The sequence below is a fragment of the Acidovorax sp. JHL-9 genome, from assembly GCF_000426205.1.
In the GTDB taxonomy this organism is placed as follows: domain Bacteria; phylum Pseudomonadota; class Gammaproteobacteria; order Burkholderiales; family Burkholderiaceae_C; genus Acidovorax; species Acidovorax soli.
On the sequence record NZ_AUEX01000005.1, the window covers coordinates 165,852 to 182,363 of the forward strand.

Genomic DNA, 16,512 nt, shown 5'->3' on the forward strand with positions numbered 1-16,512 from the left:
GGGGGAAGACGCGCAGCGGCTCAGGGGGCATCTAGTGCTTTCCCCACTCGCGCTCGTAGGTGTGCACCAGCGCCTGGTTCGACAGCCGGTTCACCTCGGCCGGCACGCGCACCATGTCCAGCGGAAAATCAAACAGCAGCGGCAGCGTGCCAGCGCCCAAAAACTGCAGCCCCGCGGGCAGCGCCTCGGGCAGGCGCCAGGGGCGTCGGCTGGCGATGACGAAACCCCACTCGCCAAAGCTGGGCACATGGGCATGGTAGGGCGCCGTGCGCAGACCCGCCGACTCGATGGTCTGCACCACGGTCCAGAAACTCTGGCGCGCCACCAGGGGCGAAGTGGTCTGCACCACGGCGTAGCCGCTGGCGGCCAGGCGCTTGTCGAGCAGCGCGTAGAAGCTGTTGGTGTAGAGCTTGCCTATCGAGAAGTTCGTAGGGTCGGGAAAGTCCACCACGATGACATCAAAAGTGTCCGTCCCTGCCTGCAGCCAGCCAAAGGCATCGGTGTTGACGATCTTCACCCTGGGGTCTTGCAAGGCGTGGCCGTTCAGGCGCGCCAGCATGGGGTTGCCTGTGAAGATGCGCGTCATGGCCGGGTCCAGCTCGACCAGCGTGACCGATTCCACCGAGGGGTATTTCAGGATCTCGCGCACCGCCATGCCGTCGCCGCCGCCCAGCACCGCCACGCGCCGGGGTGCGCCGTGCGCCGCCATGGCCGGGTGCACCAGGGCCTCGTGGTAGCGGTATTCGTCGCTTTCCGAGAACTGCAGGTTGCCGTTGAGGTACAGCCGGTGGCCATTGCGGCCCTGCGTAACCACGATGCGCTGGTAGGGCGATGCCGTGCTGAACACGATGCGGTCCTGGTAGAACTTGTCTTCGGCAAAGCTGGTGATCTGCTCGGCCCCGGCCAGGGCCGCCAGCAGAATGCCCAGCACCATCGCGCAGGCCGCCACATGCGCCTTCAGGCGCCGCAGCTCGTACCGGAACAGCCACACGGCCCACAGCGCCACCAGCGCATTCATCAGGCCAAACAGCAGGCCCGTGCGGATCAGCCCCAGCTGCGGCACCAGCAGCAGCGGGAACGCCAGCGACACGGCCAGCGCGCCAAGATAGTCGAAGGTCAGCACCTGCGAGACCAGGTCTTTCAGCGCCACGTTGCGCTTCAAGATGCGCATGACCAGCGGAATCTCCAGCCCCACCAGCGTGCCCACCATGAACACCATGCCGTACAGCAGGAAGCGAAAAGCGCCCGGCGTGTAGGCGTTGGCCAGGAACAGCGTGGCCGGCAGCGCCCCGCCCATCAGCGCCACCAGCAGCTCGATGCGCAGGAAATGCGCGGGCAGCTGCCGCTCGAAGTACCGCGACAGCCAGGAGCCCACGCCCATGGCGAACAGGTAGGTGCCGATGATGGTGGAAAACTGCAGCACCGAGTCGCCCAGCAGGTACGACGCCAGCGCGCCCGCCGCCAGCTCGTACAGCAAGCCGCAGGCGGCCACCACGAACACGCTGATGAGCAGGGCGACTTCGATGGGGCGGGGGCCGGAGGGGCCAGTTTCCTTCATGTGACGGCGCATGCAATGGGCGCGGCGCTGGCCAGCGGGCGCCGCGCAAGGGCCGCCAAGCCGCTCGGGCGGCGCTTCGCTGGCGTGCGCTGGCGTCGTCCCCCTGCCCGTATCGCGCAGCGATGCGAGAGCGGGGGGCAGCGGCGCAGCCGCTCAGGGGGGTGTTTCAATGTATCGCCGCCGCCACGATGATGCTGATGCCCAGGCACATCGCGGCCACCACCAGGGCCAGGGCCTGGTTTTGTTTTTCGACGATTTCGCGCCACAGGTCGGCAGGGGTGATCTTGTCGATCAGCCAGAAGCACAGCCAGAAGATGAGCACGCCGATCAGCGCATAGAGGATGGAGCCGAGAAAGGCCGCGGGCCGAAGCCACTCAATTCCTGCCATGGTGTGTTTCTCCTTGAAATGTCATTTGTGGCTGCCGCCGGAGGAATACCCCCCGAACGAGCCGCCCGAACTGCGGTAGCTGCTGCCCGACGAGCCCGAGCAGTTGCTCATGATGATGAGCACGATGAGCAACACCACCACGATGAGGATGACCGTGCCGCAGCCCGCCCCCTTGGCCGCCACGAAGGGGCCGGGGTCGTCGCGCTGCAGCACGTCTTTCTTGTCTTCCAGCCCGAACGCCTTGACCACGGTGTCGCTGGCCAGCCTGTCGCCGGCGGACCAGGTGATCTCGTTTTTGCTTTGCTCCATCGACAGCAGGCCCTTGCTGCTTTCAAAGTCGCGGTTGCTGGTTTTCTGGCCGCGCTCCACCTGCCAGTAAAACTCGCCCAGCACGTAGGTGGTTTCGGCGTCGTAGGTGTATTTGAGCTGGTAGGGGGTGCCCAGATAGGTGGCGCTGCGGCCGCTGGCGGCCATCTGCGGCGCGCCGGTGGTGGGGCGCACCATGCTCCAGCCTTCTTCCGAATCGACCAGAAAGGCAAAGCCGCGCATCTGGTTGTAGAGCAGGTATTCGCTCCAGCCGAAGTGTTCGTCGTCGCCGGGCGCCACCCCCATGCGGTGCTGAAAGCCCACCACCTGCCAGTGCACGCCCTGCAGCTGGCCCTTGGCGCCCAGCGGGATGATGGGGCGCACGGGTTCGTCCTGCATGGCCGAGCGCAGCTCGCCGCCCACGCCGTCGTCGAGGCTGATGATGCTGGCGCACGCGCCGCAGGTGATGCTTTGGGTGGTGGCCAGCTGCACCTGCACCGGCGCACCACAGTGCGGGCAGTTGAACTGGCGGCCTTTTTCGTCCTTGGCGGATTCGTCTTTGAGGCCCTGGAGCTGCAGGTCTTCGAGCAGCACGGCGCGGCCGCGCTCGACACTGGGCGGGGTGTGGCCGTAGTCGATGCTGAGCACTTCGCCGTCGCTGCTGCGCAACTCGACCATGCCGAAGGGCTGGCCCAGCGGCGGCAGCCTGGGCAGCTCGCCCTGCGCCGAGATCAGCTGGGCCTGGCCGGTGTAGGCCACGCTGTAGGGCTTGCCGTTGATGGCCGTGGTGGTGCCGATGCGCAAGCGCGCGGCCTCGGGCAGCTCGCGGCCGGGGTCGATGGGGCGGGTGAAGACGTAGGCGCCGTTGTCCTCGCCCAGCGTGGCCAGGGTGCCGTCTTGCAAAAAGGCGGCCCATTCGGTCCAGACACCCGCGTCGCCCTTGTACTGCAGGCGGCCGATCAGCGTGAAGGGCTGCGCTTTGCCACCCTCCGTGATGCGCCCGCTGGCCATGAGCTGCAGCGGGCTGTGGTCGTCGAACAGCTCGGCCATCTTGCCCAGGCGCGTGAGCACCTCGCCGCTGCGCACCACGGTGCTCTGGCAGTAACCGCAGACGGCGTGCGTGGACTGCGCGCTGCGGAACTCCACCGGCGCGCCGCAGCCCGGGCAGGGCGCGCGGTAATAACGTTGGGTGGCGCTGGTCGCCATTCTTTCAGGTATTTTTGGCCTCTGGCGCTTATTCTTCAAGCGTCAGAAGCTATCTAAACAATAGCAATCAAACGAGCTTCTTGAGCAGCTCGGCCTTCTTGGCGTCGAACTCTTCCTGCGTGAGGATGCCCTTGGCCTTGAGCTCGCCCAGCTTCTCCAGCGTGGCCATCACTTCGTCGGGCCGCACGCCCACCGGGGCCGCCGCCGCAGGCGCCTGCGCCGCCGCCCCGCCGCCTTGCAAACCCGCCTGCAGGTTTTGCGCCAGCACCTGGCCCAGCGCCACACCGGCGCCCAGGCCCATGGCGTCGCCGGCAATGCCGCCACCGCCACTGCCCGCGCCTTCGGCAAACTTCGGGATGGCCTGTGCGGTCTGGTACTGCATGAACTTGCCCATGTCGTTGCCGACCATGCCCATGCCGATTTTCTGGTCGAGGATCTTCTGCAGCTCTTCGGGCAGCGAGACGTTCTGCACCGTCAGGCTTTCGATGGCCAGGCCAATCTTGGCAAAAACGGGCGCCAGCTCCTTGGCCAGCGCTTCGGCAAACACCACCTGGTTGGCGGCGAGGTCGAGAAACGGCAGGCCGCTGCCCGCGATGGCGTTGCTGATGTTCTGCAGCACCAGGCCGCGCAGCTGGCCTTCGAGGTCGGCCACGGGGTAGCTGTCGCGCGTGCCCGAGATCTCGGTGTGGAACAGCTTGGGGTCGGCGATGCGGTAGGCGTAGTTGCCGAACGCGCGCAGGCGCACGGCGCCAAAGTCCTTGTCGCGGATGGTGATGGGCTGGGGCGTGCCCCATTTCTGGTCGATCTGCTGGCGCGTGCTGAAGAAGTACACATCGCTCTTGAAGGGCGACTGGAACAGCTTGTCCCAGTTCTTCAGGTAGGTGAGCACCGGCAGGGTCTGCGTGGTGAGCTTGTAGGTGCCGGGGCCGAACACGTCGGCCACCTGGCCCTCGTTGACGAAGACGGCCATCTGCGACTCGCGCACCACCAGCGTGCCACCGTTCTGGATTTCCATCCCCGCCATCGGGTAGCGCCAGGCCAGGGTGCCATCGCCCGCTTCGGTCCACTCCAGGATGTCGATGAACTGTTTCTTGATGAAGTCCATGAGGGCCATGCGGTGCTCCCGGTTGCGATGAGGGGTTGGGGGGAAAGGCGGCCATCATAGCAACGGGGGGTGACGCGGAAGGCGGCTTGTCCGGCACCGGCTGCGGTCGGCTATCCGCGGCTTAGGCACGATCAATTGGCCATCGATATTGAGAATGACTACCATTTGAATGTGCCTGTTTTTCACCGCAGGCCCTGTCGAAGCCAAGGAGTCCGCCATGTCCCCCATCCGCCGCACCGCCCGCCAGAACAAGACCATGCTGATGAAGACGGGCAGCTACTACCTCATCCACATCTGCGTGGCCGCGCTGGTGGCCTATGCCGTCACCGGCAACCTGTGGGCCTCGCTCACGCTGAGCCTGCTGGAGCCCACGGTGCAGGCCGTGGCCTTCTTCTTCCACGAAAAAGCCTGGGAGCGTGCCGCGCGCCGCCAGGCAGGCAACAGCCCGGCACTGCACAACGCCTGAACCACCCACCACTTCAAGGAGCCCACCATGTACCGCATTCCCTTGCACAGCCGAAGCAGAGCGGGCCTTGCCTTTCAGCGCTGGCTGGTCCAGCGCCTGGCCGGACTGGCTTCGGCGGGTTGATGGACGTTGGAAGGCGAAACCGTATCAGGCTTTCACGCCGAGCAGCGCACCCACCCGCCGGTCCTGTGCCCTGAGGGTTTGCAGGCTGGCGCCCTCAGATCCTGTGGACGATCTCGCAAGGCTGGCGCAATGCCGTGGGACTACCCACCATGCGCGGCCAGCAGGCATTGCGCAAAAGCCTGGGCCGCGCGCGATGGCTGGGGCGACTTGCGCAGCACGCTGACAAACTGGCAGCGGTAGAAAAACTGCGCGGGCTGCACGGCCTGCATCTGGCCCTGGCGCACGAAGGCTTCGGCGTAGTGATCGGGCAGAAAGCCCAGGTAGCGGCCCGAGAGGATGAGCGTGGCGATCGACTCCTGGTCAAACCCCGTGGCCTTGCGCGGCAGGTGCGCGCTGTGGCTCAGCTCCATGTTGGGCGAGTGGTAGCCCAGGCCGGCAAACTGGTGGGCGCGCAAGGCGTCCCAGGTCAGGGCCGCATGGTCGGCCCCGAACAGCGGGTGGCGCGCGCCGCAGTACAGCAGCATGGTCTCGGTGAACAGGTTGGCATACACCAGGCTTTGCGAGGCGCGGTGCGCCGGGATGATGCCGATATGCAGGCTGCCGTCGATCAACCCGCGCTCTATGGCGTTGATCGAGGCCACATGCATCTGCAGGCTCACGTCCGGTGCCTGCTCGGAGAACAGCGCAATCGCGTCACCGATGTGCGCCGCCGGGTTGCTGGCGGTCTTGTCGAACACCGCCACCTCCAGGCGCCCGCCCATGCGGCGGTGGATGTCGTCGATGCTGCTGCGAAACGCGTCCACGGCGCTCAGCAGCCGCAGAGTTTCGTCGTACACGCGCTGGCCCTCGGGCGTGAGGGCAAAGCCCGCCCGCCCGCGCCGGCACAGCGTGAGGCCCAGGCGCGTCTCCAGGTCTTTCATGTGGCGGCTGACGGTGCTGGTGCCGATGTTCAGCTCCAGCTCGGCCGCCGACATGCCGCCGCACTCGGCCACGCTCTTGAACACCTGCAGCAGGCGCAGGTCCATGTCGCTGAGCTGGCCCAGCACGGCGCGTTCACGGGGGGAAGGGGCGGGCATGGCGGTGATGGGGGCAAGGGGAAAACACCCCCCAAGGCTACCAGCCCGACAGCCGGTGCCAGCGCGAACGCAATAGCCGAAAAAGGCTACCGGCTTGGCCGGAACAGGCGCTTGCATTGGCCCCAGGCCTCCACCTACCATGGTCGCGTCCCACAAGAAAGGAACAAGACCATGACTCCCTCTCTTCAGAAACTGCTGGCCGCCCCCGCACTGGCCCTGCTTTGCACGGCCTCCCTGGCCGCCGGCGATGCGCCCGCACCCGTCAACCTGGTGGGCCGCGCCGTGCCCGAGATCGACCAGCTGCCGCCCGGCCAATACCGCGAGCTGGTGAAGTATGGGCACGAGCTGACCACGCGCACCTTTGCCCACATTGGCCCCGAGGTGCAGGACGTGCGCCGCCGCCTGGCGGGCAACAACCTGGCCTGTGCCTCGTGCCACCAGAGCAATGCCACCAAGCCCTTCGCCATGCCCTGGAGCGGCGTGTCGGCCACCTTCCCGCAATACCGCGGGCGCGAGGACGCCATCAGCACCGTCGAAGAACGCGTCAACGGCTGCATGGAGCGCAGCATGAGCGGCAAGCCCCTGCCGCTGGACTCGCGCGAGATGAAGGCCTTTGTGACCTACATTTCCTTCCTGTCCAAGGGCATTCCCGTGGGCGCCGAGGTGCAGGGTGCGGGCATGGTGCAAAGCAAGATGCCCAACCGGCGCGCCGACACGGTGGCGGGCAGCAAGGTGTACGCAGCCAAGTGCGCGGTGTGCCACGGCCCCGACGGCCAGGGTGTGCGCGCCGGCCAGGTGGGCGATGCGCAGGGCTACACCTTCCCGCCGCTGTGGGGCAACGACACCTTCAACAACGGCGCGGGCATGAACCGCCTGATCATGGCCACGCGCTTCATCAAGCACAACATGCCGCTGGGCGCCTCGCACGACGCGCCGCAACTGAGCGATGACGAGGCCTACGACGTGGCCGGGTTCATGCTCTCCAAGCCGCGCCCCACCAAGGCCAACCTGGAGGTGGACTTCCCGGCACGCTGGAACAAACCCGTGGACTCGGCCTTCCCGCCCTACCTGCTGGGCGCCGATGCAGACCAGCACCGCTTTGGCCCCTTCCCGCCGCTGGTGGCCAAGCAAAAGGAAATGATGGAGCAGCTCAAGGCCGGTGCCGCCGCCGAGCGCGCCAAGGCCGCGCCCCAGCCTGCCCGCTAAAGGCCTGAAAGCTCAGACAATTATGGCTGTAGCGCTTTCTGGAAAAGCGCTAACAGCTCTTGATTTGATAGCTCAAACAGGGTGCGACGGCGGTACGGAGGTGCCGCCGTCGTCCAGCGCCCGGGGGTCGGCGCGCAAGATCAGGCGGGCCAGGTCGGCGGCATGGCCGCTGCCGGTCTTCTCGGTGATGCGCTGGCGGTGGACATGCACGGTGTGGTCGCTGATGCTCAGCTGCCGCGCCACTTCCTTGTTGCTCAGGCCCAATGCCACCAGGCGCGCCACATCGCGCTCGCGCGGCGACAGGCGCCCGAGCTGCTCCTGCGCGGCGGCGCGCAGCCCCTGCTGGCGCTGCGCCGCCAGGTTCACGCCTACGGCGTAGTTGAGGGCATCGAGCAGCGCCTGCTCACGAAAAGGCTTTTGCAGAAAGTCGATGGCGCCCGCGCGCATGGCCTGCACGGCCTGGTCGATGTCGCCATGCCCAGTCATGAACACGATGGGATAGTCGCGCCCCAGGTCGGCCAGGCGCCGCTGCAGCTCCAGCCCGCTCATGCGCGGCATGCGGATGTCCAGCAGCAGGCAACAGCCCTGGGGCGCGGGCGCTGGATGGGCGTCCAGAAAATCCTGCGCCTGCGCGTAACCCACGGGCGCAAAACCCAGCCCTTCGACCATGAACAGGGTCGAGCGCAGGAAGGCGGGGTCGTCGTCCACCACATGGACGATGGGAGGGGATGCAGTCATGGCGTGGGTTCCTGCGGGTCTGGGCCCGGTAGGGCGGTGGGGCCGAGCGGCAGCAGCAATTCGAACACCATGCCGGGGCCGCCGTTGGCATCCACCGGGCGGGCCTGCAGCGCACCGCCATGCGTTTCGGCAATGCCCCGGCAGATGGCCAGGCCCAGGCCCAGGCCGTCGGGGCGGGTGGTGTAGAAGGGCTCGAACAGCCGCGCGCGCTCGGCATCGCTCAGGGGCGCGCCCTGGTCCTGCACGGCGATGGCCAGGCGGCCCTCACGGTGCTCGATGTGCACGGCGATGGGCGCATCGGCACGACCAGCAGCGCGGTGGGCGTCCAGCGCATTCTTGAGCAGGTTCAGCAGCACCTGCTGGATCTGCTGCGGGTCACCTGGCACACGCAGGCCCCGGCTGCCGGGCGCGCATTCGACGCGAATCGGCGGTGCCCGGCCCAGCAGGCCGCCAAACAGCGCCACGGCCTCGTTGGCCAGTGCCACCGGGTCGCTGAGCACGCGCACTGGCACGCGCCGGCGTGCCAGCGCCCGGATGCTGGCGATCACGCGCGTGGCACGCTCGGTTTCCTGGGCCATTTCCTGCAGCGCCTGTGCCAGCGCGTCGGGCGTGAGCTTGCCGCTCGCGGCACGCCGCTGCACACTGGCGGCGTAGTTGGCAATGGTGGCCAGCGGATGGCTGAGTTCGTGCGCCAGCGTGGCCGACAGCTCGCCCAGGATGGACAGGCGCGAGAGGTGGTCCATGGTCTCCTGGCCCTGCGCCAGTTGCTGCGCCAGCCGTTCGCGCTCGCGCAGGCTGCGCGTGAGCTCGGCGGTGCGACGCTTGACCAGCAGTTCCACATGCAGCATGTAGGCCGCACCCAGCAGCAGCATGGCCAGCATGCCGGCCAGCAGGTACCAGTAGCGGCCCAGCAGCGCCTGCACCCGCGTCTCGCGCAAGAACGCATAGGGCTCGGCCTGCAGCGCGCGCAGTACGTCATGCACGCGCTGGTAATCAGCGGGCACCGACCAGCGGCCGCCCTGGGCATCGGCGGGCAGTGTCAATAACGCCAGCAGCACGGTGCGGCCCAGCTCGGGCGGCGTGCTGGCCAGCGCGGCAAATGCCCAGCCGGGGTACAGCGGCGTGGACGACTGGCAGGCCGCCGGCGCATCGGGCCGCGCGCCCACCACCACCAGCGCGCCTGGGGCCACGCGGCCCGCGCGTTCGAGCTGCTCCAGCACGCAGGTGCGCAGGATGCCCGCGTCGGCCCGGCCCGCCAGCACCGCGTCGGCCACGCGCTGCATCGGAAAGCCGGTGAACACCCGCTGCACCGCGCCCGCCTCGGCGTCCAGGCCGCTCTGCAGCCACTCATGCGCCACCAACTGGTAGCCGCCAAAGGCATCTTCGGCCACGGCCGCCACGCGCTGCCCGCGCAAGGCCTGGAGCGTGGCGGGCAGCGGCGCACCCGCGCGCACCACCACGGCCGAGCCCACGGTGTGGGCGGGGTCGTCGCTTTCGGCGGTGGTCTGGGTGGCGATGCGCGTGGCGCCGTGGCGCGCCTCCAGCCGCACGTAGTGCCCCGGGTTGGTCACCACGAAGTCCAGGGCCTGCCGCGCCAGCGCCGCCTCCAGCGCATCCGGGTCGAGCACCTGCAGCCGCACGCTGTGCTCCGGCAGGGCGCGCGCCAGCCCGTCGGCCAGCGGCTGCCACAGGCGGCGGGTGTCCTCGCCTTCGAGCACGGCCAGCACGCCGATGCGGATGGGCGCGATGGCCACCGCTGGCGTCTGCCCGGCCCCCGCCAGCGGCGCAGCCAGCAGGCAGGCTGCCGCCAGCCAGCGCCCTGCCGCGCCAGCGCATCGGTAGAAGGTGGGCTTGCGCATGGTCGAATTGTAAGCAAAGGTCGATTCAGTCTTTGGGGGAAAAGGCTGAGGCTCTTTCCTGTTCAGCACAAATAGCTATTTATTTAATAGCAAATCAATCGCCGTCACCGTACAGAAAAAACGGTCAATGCTTGCATAAATTAGCAAGTGAACATTGATATTGCGTTCTTTGAGCAATTGGCAACCGGAACAACAATGGCGACTCCGTGCCCCAGCCGGGGCGCCCATCCCGATCTGTATGCACCGGAGAACCCCCATGAGCTTTGCCCCCATCGACACCCCCGCCGCTGGCGCCGCACCCCGCATGGACGCCGAATGGTTGGACGCGCACTGGATGCCCTACACGGCCAACCGCCAGTTCAAGCAGAACCCGCGCATGATCGTGGAGGGCAGCGGCGCGTATTACACCGACAGCGAAGGCCGCAAGATCTTTGACGGCCTCTCGGGCCTGTGGTGCGCGGGCCTGGGCCACGGCCGCCGCGAGATCGCCGAGGCGATTGGCAGACAGGCGCAGAAGCTGGACTATGCGCCCGCCTTCCAGTTCGGCCACCCGCTGGGTTTCGAGCTGGCCAACCGCGTCAAGGAACTCACGCCTGCCGGACTGGACTATGTGTTCTTCACCGGCTCGGGCTCCGAGTCGGCCGACACGTCCCTCAAGATGGCCCGCGCCTACTGGCGCGCCAAGGGCCAGGGTACCAAGACGCGCCTGATCGGCCGCGAAAAGGGCTACCACGGCGTGAACTTCGGCGGCATTTCGGTCGGTGGCATCGTGGCCAACCGCAAGCTGTTCGGCCAGGGCGTCGAGGCCGACCACCTGCCCCATACCCAGCCGCCGGCGGGCTCGTTCCACAAGGGCATGCCGCCCACCGGCAAGGAACTGGCCGACCGGCTGCTCGACGTGATCGCGCTGCACGATGCATCGAACATCGCGGCTGTGATCGTGGAGCCGTTCTCGGGCTCGGCGGGCGTGGTGATCCCGCCCGCGGGCTACCTGCAGCGCCTGCGCGAAATCTGCACGCAGAACAACATCCTGCTGATTTTTGACGAGGTGATCAGCGGTTTTGGCCGCAGCGGTGCCTGGACCGGCGCCGAGGCCTTTGGCGTGACGCCCGACATCCTGAACTTTGCCAAGCAGGTCACCAACGGGGCGCAGCCGCTGGGCGGCGTGGTGGCCAGCAAGGAGATCTACGACACCTTCATGGCAGCAGGCGGCCCGGACTACATGCTGGAGTTCCCGCATGGCTACACCTACTCGGCCCACCCCGTGGCCTGTGCAGCGGGCATTGCGACGCTCGACATCCTGCAAAAGGAAGACATGATCGGCCGCGTGAAAGCCCTGGCGCCGTATTTTGAAGAAGCCGTGCACAGCCTGAAGGGCGCCAGGCATGTGCTGGACATCCGCAACTTCGGCCTGGCGGCGGGCCTGACGATTGCGCCGCTGCCCGGCGAGCCTGCCAAGCGCCCCTACGAGATCGCGATGAACTGCTGGAAGAAGGGCTTTTACGTGCGCTACGGTGGCGACACCATCCAGCTGGCACCGCCGTTCATCAGCGAACGCGCCGAGATCGACCGCCTGGTCAATGCGCTGGGCGATGCGCTGGCGGAGACGGCGTAAAACGCGCCAGACGCCTACACACGCCAATGGCTGCAACATTCATAGCATCTGGCGTTTTCTTGCACATTCTGGCTCCGCTCGCCAGACATTCGCTGGCCACGGAACCGATGCTTCCGATCTTGCAGCTTTGATCCTTTCCTGAACAAGTGTTGCAATCAGATAAGCACGTTGGCGAGCCAGGGCTTTCACGGGACCCAGCCTACAATGCACCTCCCCTTACAAAGCCGACGGTCCGCCCCGAGCAGATCCACCGCGGACCCCGGCACTTTCTGAAAGCTGGAGACGCTTGATGCCCGAGAACACCACGGCCGACAACCATCCTCTTCCCGACAAGCGTGCGCTCCTGCGCAAGGCCGCTCTCGAATACCACGAGTTTCCCAAGCCCGGCAAGATTGCGATTGCGGCCACCAAGCAGATGGTCAACCAGCACGACCTGGCGCTGGCCTACTCGCCCGGTGTCGCCGCTCCCTGCGAAGAAATCGTCAAGGACCCCAACGCCGCCTTCAAGTACACCAGCCGCGGCAACCTGGTCGGCGTGGTGACCAACGGCACGGCCGTGCTGGGCCTGGGCGACATCGGCCCGCTGGCCGGCAAGCCCGTGATGGAAGGCAAGGGCGTGCTGTTCAAGAAGTTCTCGGGCATCGATGTGTTCGACATCGAGATCAACGAGAAAGACCCCGAAAAGCTGGTCGAGATCATCGCGGCGCTGGAGCCCACCTTTGGCGGCATCAACCTGGAAGACATCAAGGCCCCCGACTGTTTCTACATCGAACGCAAGCTGCGCGAGCGCATGAAGATCCCGGTCTTCCATGACGACCAGCACGGCACGGCGATCACGGTGGGCGCCGCCATCCTCAACGGCCTGAAGGTGGCGGGCAAGGACCTGCAGAGCATCAAGCTCGTGACCTCGGGCGCGGGCGCCGCGGCACTGGCCTGCCTGGGCCTGCTGGTCAAGCTGGGCATTCCGCGCGAGAACATCTGGGTGACCGACATCGCCGGCGTGGTCTATGAAGGCCGCACCGAGCTGATGGACGAGGACAAGCGCTTTTTCGCGCAAAAGACCGATGCGCGCACGCTCGGCGAGATCATCACGGGCGCCGATGTGTTCCTGGGCCTGTCGGCCGGCGGCGTGCTCAAGAAGGACATGGTGGCCCGCATGGCACCGCGTCCCCTGATCTTCGCCCTGGCCAATCCCAACCCCGAGATCCAGCCCGAGGACGTGAAGGCCGTGCGCGACGACGCCATCATGGCCACGGGCCGCTCGGACTATCCGAACCAGGTCAACAACGTCCTGTGCTTCCCCTACATCTTCCGCGGTGCGCTCGATTGCGGCGCCACCACCATCACGATGGAGATGGAAATCGCCGCCGTGTACGCCATCGCCGAGCTGGCCCAGGCCGAGCAGAGCGAAGTGGTGGCCGCGGCCTATGTGGGCGAGCCGCTGGCCTTCGGCCCGGAATACCTGATTCCCAAGCCGTTCGATCCACGCCTGATGATGATGATCGCGCCGGCGGTGGCCCAGGCGGCCGTTGACAGCGGCGTGGCCCTGCGCCCCATCGCGGACATGGACGCCTACCGCGACCATCTGCAGACCTTCGTGTATGCCTCGGGCACCACCATGAAGCCCATCTTCACCGCCGCCAAGGCCGCCACCAAGAAGCGCGTGGCCTACGCCGAGGGCGAGGAAGAGCGCGTGCTGCGCGCCGCGCAGATCGTGGTGGACGAAAAGATCGCCCGCCCCACCCTGATCGGCCGCCCGGCCATCATTGCGCAGCGCATCGAGAAGTTCGGCCTGCGCCTGAAGGAGGGGCAGGACTATGACGTGGTCAACGTCGAGCAGGACCACCGCTACCGCGACTTCTGGCAGACCTACCACCGCATGACCGAGCGCAAGGGCATCACCGCCCCCATCGCCAAGATCGAGATGCGCCGCCGCCTGACCCTCATTGGCGCCATGCTGCTGCACAAGGGCGAGGTCGACGGGCTGATCACCGGCACCTGGGGCCAGACGGCACACCACCTGCAGTACATCGACCAGGTGATCGGCAAGCGCGCGGGGGTCAACACCTACGCGTGCATGAACGGCCTGCTGCTGCCCGACCGCCAGGTGTTCCTCATCGATACGCATGTGAACTACGACCCCACGGCCGAGCAACTGGCCGAGATCACCGTCATGGCGGCCGAGGAAATGATGCGCTTTGGCATCAAGCCCAAGGCCGCGCTGCTGTCGCATTCCAACTTTGGCTCCAGCAACCAGCCCAGTGCCGTGAAGATGCGCCAGACGCTGGAGCTCTTGCGCGTGCAGGCGCCCTGGCTGGAAGTGGACGGTGAAATGCACGGCGACGTGGCCCTGGACGGCAAGGCGCGCGCCGCGCTCATGCCCCACAGCAGCCTGGCGGGCGATGCCAACCTGCTGGTGCTGCCCAACATCGACGCCGCCAACATTTCCTACAACCTGCTCAAGACGGCAGCGGGTGGCAACATCGCCATCGGCCCGGTGCTGCTGGGGGCCGCACAGCCGGTGCACATCCTCACCCCCAGCACCACCGTACGGCGCCTGGTGAATATGACAGCCATCACCGTGGCCGACGCCAGCGCAGCACGGTAAGCCTTCAACAAACAGCGTGCACTAACTTTGGTGCACCCCCAAAACCCCCGGCGCCTGCCCAATCTTTGTGCAGGCGCTTGCTTTTTGGGGGGCTTTGAGCGACACTAGCCCCTTGAAATTTCGGGTTAACCCGTAGTTTCTGAAAGGTGTCGTTGATGCTCAAGGCTGTAGCCACCCAAGTGCGAAAAGCAGGGGTTTTGTGTGTTGTGGGTGTTGCGTTGGTCCTGGGTCCGGTTGCCGGGCACGCCCGTCAATCCCCGTCCACCGACGGTTCCATTGCTTCCATCGCCGTGGCAGATCTGCCCCCCCAGGGCCGCTCGACCTATGCACTGATTCACCAGGGCGGTCCTTTTCCTTTCGACAAGGACGGCACGGTTTTTGGCAATCGTGAACGGATATTGCCGGCCCACCAGCGTGGCTATTACCGTGAATACACCGTCAAGACACCTGGCGCCCGCAATCGGGGTGCCCGGCGCATCGTGTGCGGTGGCAAGCCCCGGGTACCGGATGCCTGTTATTACACCAGCGACCACTACGCCAGTTTTCGCAGGATTGTCGAATGATGCCTGATGGGTTGTCCGCCCACCCTTGCCGGGGCGGTGGACAGCAGGCCCCCTTGTTTTCCCGACCCGAATCCCGCATCCTGCGGTTTTGTGGTCAGCCAGAAGTTTTTGGACCTTATAAAGAAAGAGCAACGGAGATGCAGACGCCCCTTCGTAAAGACCTGGAAACGCCACTGCGTGGCGTGCGCACCAACATCGTGCAATCCATTCGCGCTTTTCGCGTGCAGGATCTGCAAGATGCCGCAGGTTCCCTGGGTCACCATTTTCTGTATGCCAACCTGGCCCACGCCCAGTCCAAACAGGATGTGCTGGACCTGATTGCCGCGCAATTCACTTTTCCGGCGCACTTCGGCAAGAATTTCGATGCGCTCTACGACTGCATGACCGACCCGCTGCACAAGTCGGGACCGCAGCCGGGCTTCATCGTCGTGCTCGAACAGATCCCGGCCACGGGCAAGTTCGACAAGGAAGCACGTGAGCAGCTGCTCGATATCTTCCGCGATGCAGCAGATTTCTGGGGTGACCGCAAGATTCCCTTCCGCTGTTTCTATTCTTTTCTGTAGCCCGTTCTGCAACCACCAGCCAAGCAGAACGGGCGAACGAGGCTAAGGAAACACCACCGGTCCAGGGCATCGCCATCGACCCGGAAACCGCCGAAAAGATGCCCACCGACAAACTGGTCGACATCTCGCCCCTGGCACTGCGCATGAGCAGCCCCTTCAACGCGGGCTACTGGCTCACCGCCGCGTGATAGCGACATCCCCCTGAGGCGCTAATGCGCCTTCCCCCTTCTCTCGGCTACGCCGGGAAGGGGGACGATGCCCTCGCTGCGGGGCGGCCCTTGCTCGGCATCCCTGGCCTGGGCCGCGCCAGTGGCCAGGCGCATCTAGTCCTAGCGCTTATTTATCAAGCGTGACAGCTACCAATTCAAGAGCATGCCTGGGCCAGTGCCACATATTCAGCCACGGGCACTTCCTCGGCGCGGCGCTGGGTGTCGAAGTGGCCCGCAAACTGGCGTGCATCGAGCCAGCGGCCCAGGGTGTGGCGCAGCAGCTTGCGGCGCTGGCTGAAGGCCACCTGGACCAGCTCGGACAGCAGTGCCGGGCGTACCGCAGCCGGTGCGGCGTGGGGCACCATGCGCACCACCGCGCTGTCCACGCGTGGCGGCGGATCGAAGCTTTCGGGCGGCACGAACAGCACGTTCTCCATGGCATAGCGCCACTGCAGCATCACCGAAAGACGCCCGTAGTCCGACGTGGCGGGCGACGCCACCATGCGGTCTATCACCTCTTTTTGCAGCATGAAATGCTGGTCTTCGATCGCCTGCACATGCTCCAGCAGATGGAACAGGATGGGCGTGGAGATGTTGTAAGGCAGGTTGCCGACCACCCGTATCTTGGGAACACCGAGCTGCTGCGCCAATTGCGTGAAATCGACTTTCAGCACGTCGGACTCGATGACATCGAGCTGTCCGTGCAGCCGCAGCCGCAAGGCCAGGTCCCGGTCCAGCTCGATCACCGTCAGGCGCCCCAGGCGCTCCACCAGGGGTTGGGTCAGCGCGGCCAGGCCGGGGCCGATTTCCACCATGGGCTGGCCCGGCAGCGGCGCGATGGCGCTGACGATGGCCTCGATGATGCCGCCGTCGGACAGGAAATGCTGGCCGAAGCGCTTGCGGGGTATATGTTTCATGCAGCG

General features: G+C 66.2%; 14 protein-coding genes. 6 read left to right on the top strand and 8 right to left on the bottom strand.

Going from position 1 to position 16,512, the window contains the following annotated elements; translation table 11 throughout:
- Nucleotides 1–31: 31 nt before the first annotated feature.
- From K225_RS0106040 to K225_RS0106055, 4 genes are all read right to left on the bottom strand, one after another.
- Nucleotides 32–1,558 (bottom strand): polyamine aminopropyltransferase, encoded by a 1,527-nt coding sequence (locus tag K225_RS0106040; RefSeq protein WP_155885234.1) that lies wholly within the window; start codon nucleotides 1,556–1,558, stop codon nucleotides 32–34.
- A gap of 166 nt (nucleotides 1,559–1,724) precedes the next feature.
- Nucleotides 1,725–1,946 carry a DUF350 domain-containing protein gene (locus tag K225_RS0106045; protein ID WP_026435581.1) on the bottom strand — a complete coding sequence of 74 codons (222 nt, stop codon included), beginning with the start codon at nucleotides 1,944–1,946 and terminating at the stop codon, nucleotides 1,725–1,727.
- 21 nt (nucleotides 1,947–1,967) lie between these two features.
- The gene (locus tag K225_RS0106050) at nucleotides 1,968–3,458 is read right to left on the bottom strand and encodes a DUF4178 domain-containing protein (RefSeq protein ID WP_026435582.1); all 1,491 of its coding nucleotides are present in this window, start codon (nucleotides 3,456–3,458) and stop codon (nucleotides 1,968–1,970) included.
- A gap of 67 nt (nucleotides 3,459–3,525) precedes the next feature.
- A complete protein-coding gene (locus K225_RS0106055) occupies nucleotides 3,526–4,572 on the bottom strand; it encodes an SPFH domain-containing protein (RefSeq protein WP_026435583.1) in 1,047 nt (348 codons plus the stop codon).
- Between the two features lie 208 nt (nucleotides 4,573–4,780).
- On the opposite strand from K225_RS0106055, the gene K225_RS0106060 reads away from it, so the two are divergent.
- The gene (locus K225_RS0106060) at nucleotides 4,781–5,029 is read left to right on the top strand and encodes a DUF2061 domain-containing protein (RefSeq protein ID WP_026435584.1); all 249 of its coding nucleotides are present in this window, start codon (nucleotides 4,781–4,783) and stop codon (nucleotides 5,027–5,029) included.
- A 263-nt stretch (nucleotides 5,030–5,292) separates the two neighbouring features.
- On the opposite strand, the gene K225_RS0106065 is transcribed toward K225_RS0106060, so the two are convergent.
- Nucleotides 5,293–6,228: a LysR family transcriptional regulator gene (locus K225_RS0106065; RefSeq protein WP_202900025.1), complete on the bottom strand. Its 936-nt coding sequence runs from the start codon at nucleotides 6,226–6,228 to the stop codon at nucleotides 5,293–5,295.
- A gap of 171 nt (nucleotides 6,229–6,399) precedes the next feature.
- On the opposite strand from K225_RS0106065, the gene K225_RS0106070 reads away from it, so the two are divergent.
- Entirely contained in the window at nucleotides 6,400–7,434 is a 1,035-nt protein-coding gene (locus K225_RS0106070; RefSeq protein WP_026435586.1) for a c-type cytochrome, read from the top strand.
- A gap of 72 nt (nucleotides 7,435–7,506) precedes the next feature.
- Here the strand turns inward: K225_RS0106070 and K225_RS0106075 are convergent, their stop codons facing one another.
- Nucleotides 7,507–8,172, bottom strand: a complete 666-nt coding sequence (locus K225_RS0106075; RefSeq protein WP_026435587.1) for a response regulator transcription factor — start codon at nucleotides 8,170–8,172, stop codon at nucleotides 7,507–7,509.
- The gene (locus K225_RS20425) at nucleotides 8,169–10,031 is read right to left on the bottom strand and encodes a PhnD/SsuA/transferrin family substrate-binding protein (protein ID WP_081679607.1); all 1,863 of its coding nucleotides are present in this window, start codon (nucleotides 10,029–10,031) and stop codon (nucleotides 8,169–8,171) included. The genes K225_RS0106075 and K225_RS20425 overlap by 4 nt, the downstream gene beginning before the upstream one ends.
- Before the next feature lie 256 nt (nucleotides 10,032–10,287).
- Between K225_RS20425 and K225_RS0106085 the strand changes: the two genes are divergently transcribed.
- The 4 genes from K225_RS0106085 (at nucleotide 10,288) to K225_RS0106100 (ending at nucleotide 15,380) form a co-directional block, all read left to right on the top strand.
- Nucleotides 10,288–11,646 carry an aspartate aminotransferase family protein gene (locus K225_RS0106085; protein ID WP_026435588.1) on the top strand — a complete coding sequence of 453 codons (1,359 nt, stop codon included), beginning with the start codon at nucleotides 10,288–10,290 and terminating at the stop codon, nucleotides 11,644–11,646.
- 289 nt (nucleotides 11,647–11,935) lie between these two features.
- Nucleotides 11,936–14,254, top strand: a complete 2,319-nt coding sequence (locus K225_RS0106090; protein ID WP_026435589.1) for an NADP-dependent malic enzyme — start codon at nucleotides 11,936–11,938, stop codon at nucleotides 14,252–14,254.
- 155 nt (nucleotides 14,255–14,409) lie between these two features.
- On the top strand, nucleotides 14,410–14,817 hold the full coding sequence (locus K225_RS0106095) for a ribonuclease domain-containing protein (protein ID WP_026435590.1): 408 nt from the start codon (nucleotides 14,410–14,412) through the stop codon (nucleotides 14,815–14,817).
- 137 nt (nucleotides 14,818–14,954) lie between these two features.
- Nucleotides 14,955–15,380 carry a barstar family protein gene (locus tag K225_RS0106100; protein WP_026435591.1) on the top strand — a complete coding sequence of 142 codons (426 nt, stop codon included), beginning with the start codon at nucleotides 14,955–14,957 and terminating at the stop codon, nucleotides 15,378–15,380.
- Between the two features lie 364 nt (nucleotides 15,381–15,744).
- Here K225_RS0106100 and rsmA read toward each other — a convergent pair whose 3' ends face one another.
- The gene (rsmA, locus tag K225_RS0106110) at nucleotides 15,745–16,506 is read right to left on the bottom strand and encodes a 16S rRNA (adenine(1518)-N(6)/adenine(1519)-N(6))-dimethyltransferase RsmA (RefSeq protein WP_026435592.1); all 762 of its coding nucleotides are present in this window, start codon (nucleotides 16,504–16,506) and stop codon (nucleotides 15,745–15,747) included.
- Between the last annotated feature and the right edge of the window lie 6 nt (nucleotides 16,507–16,512).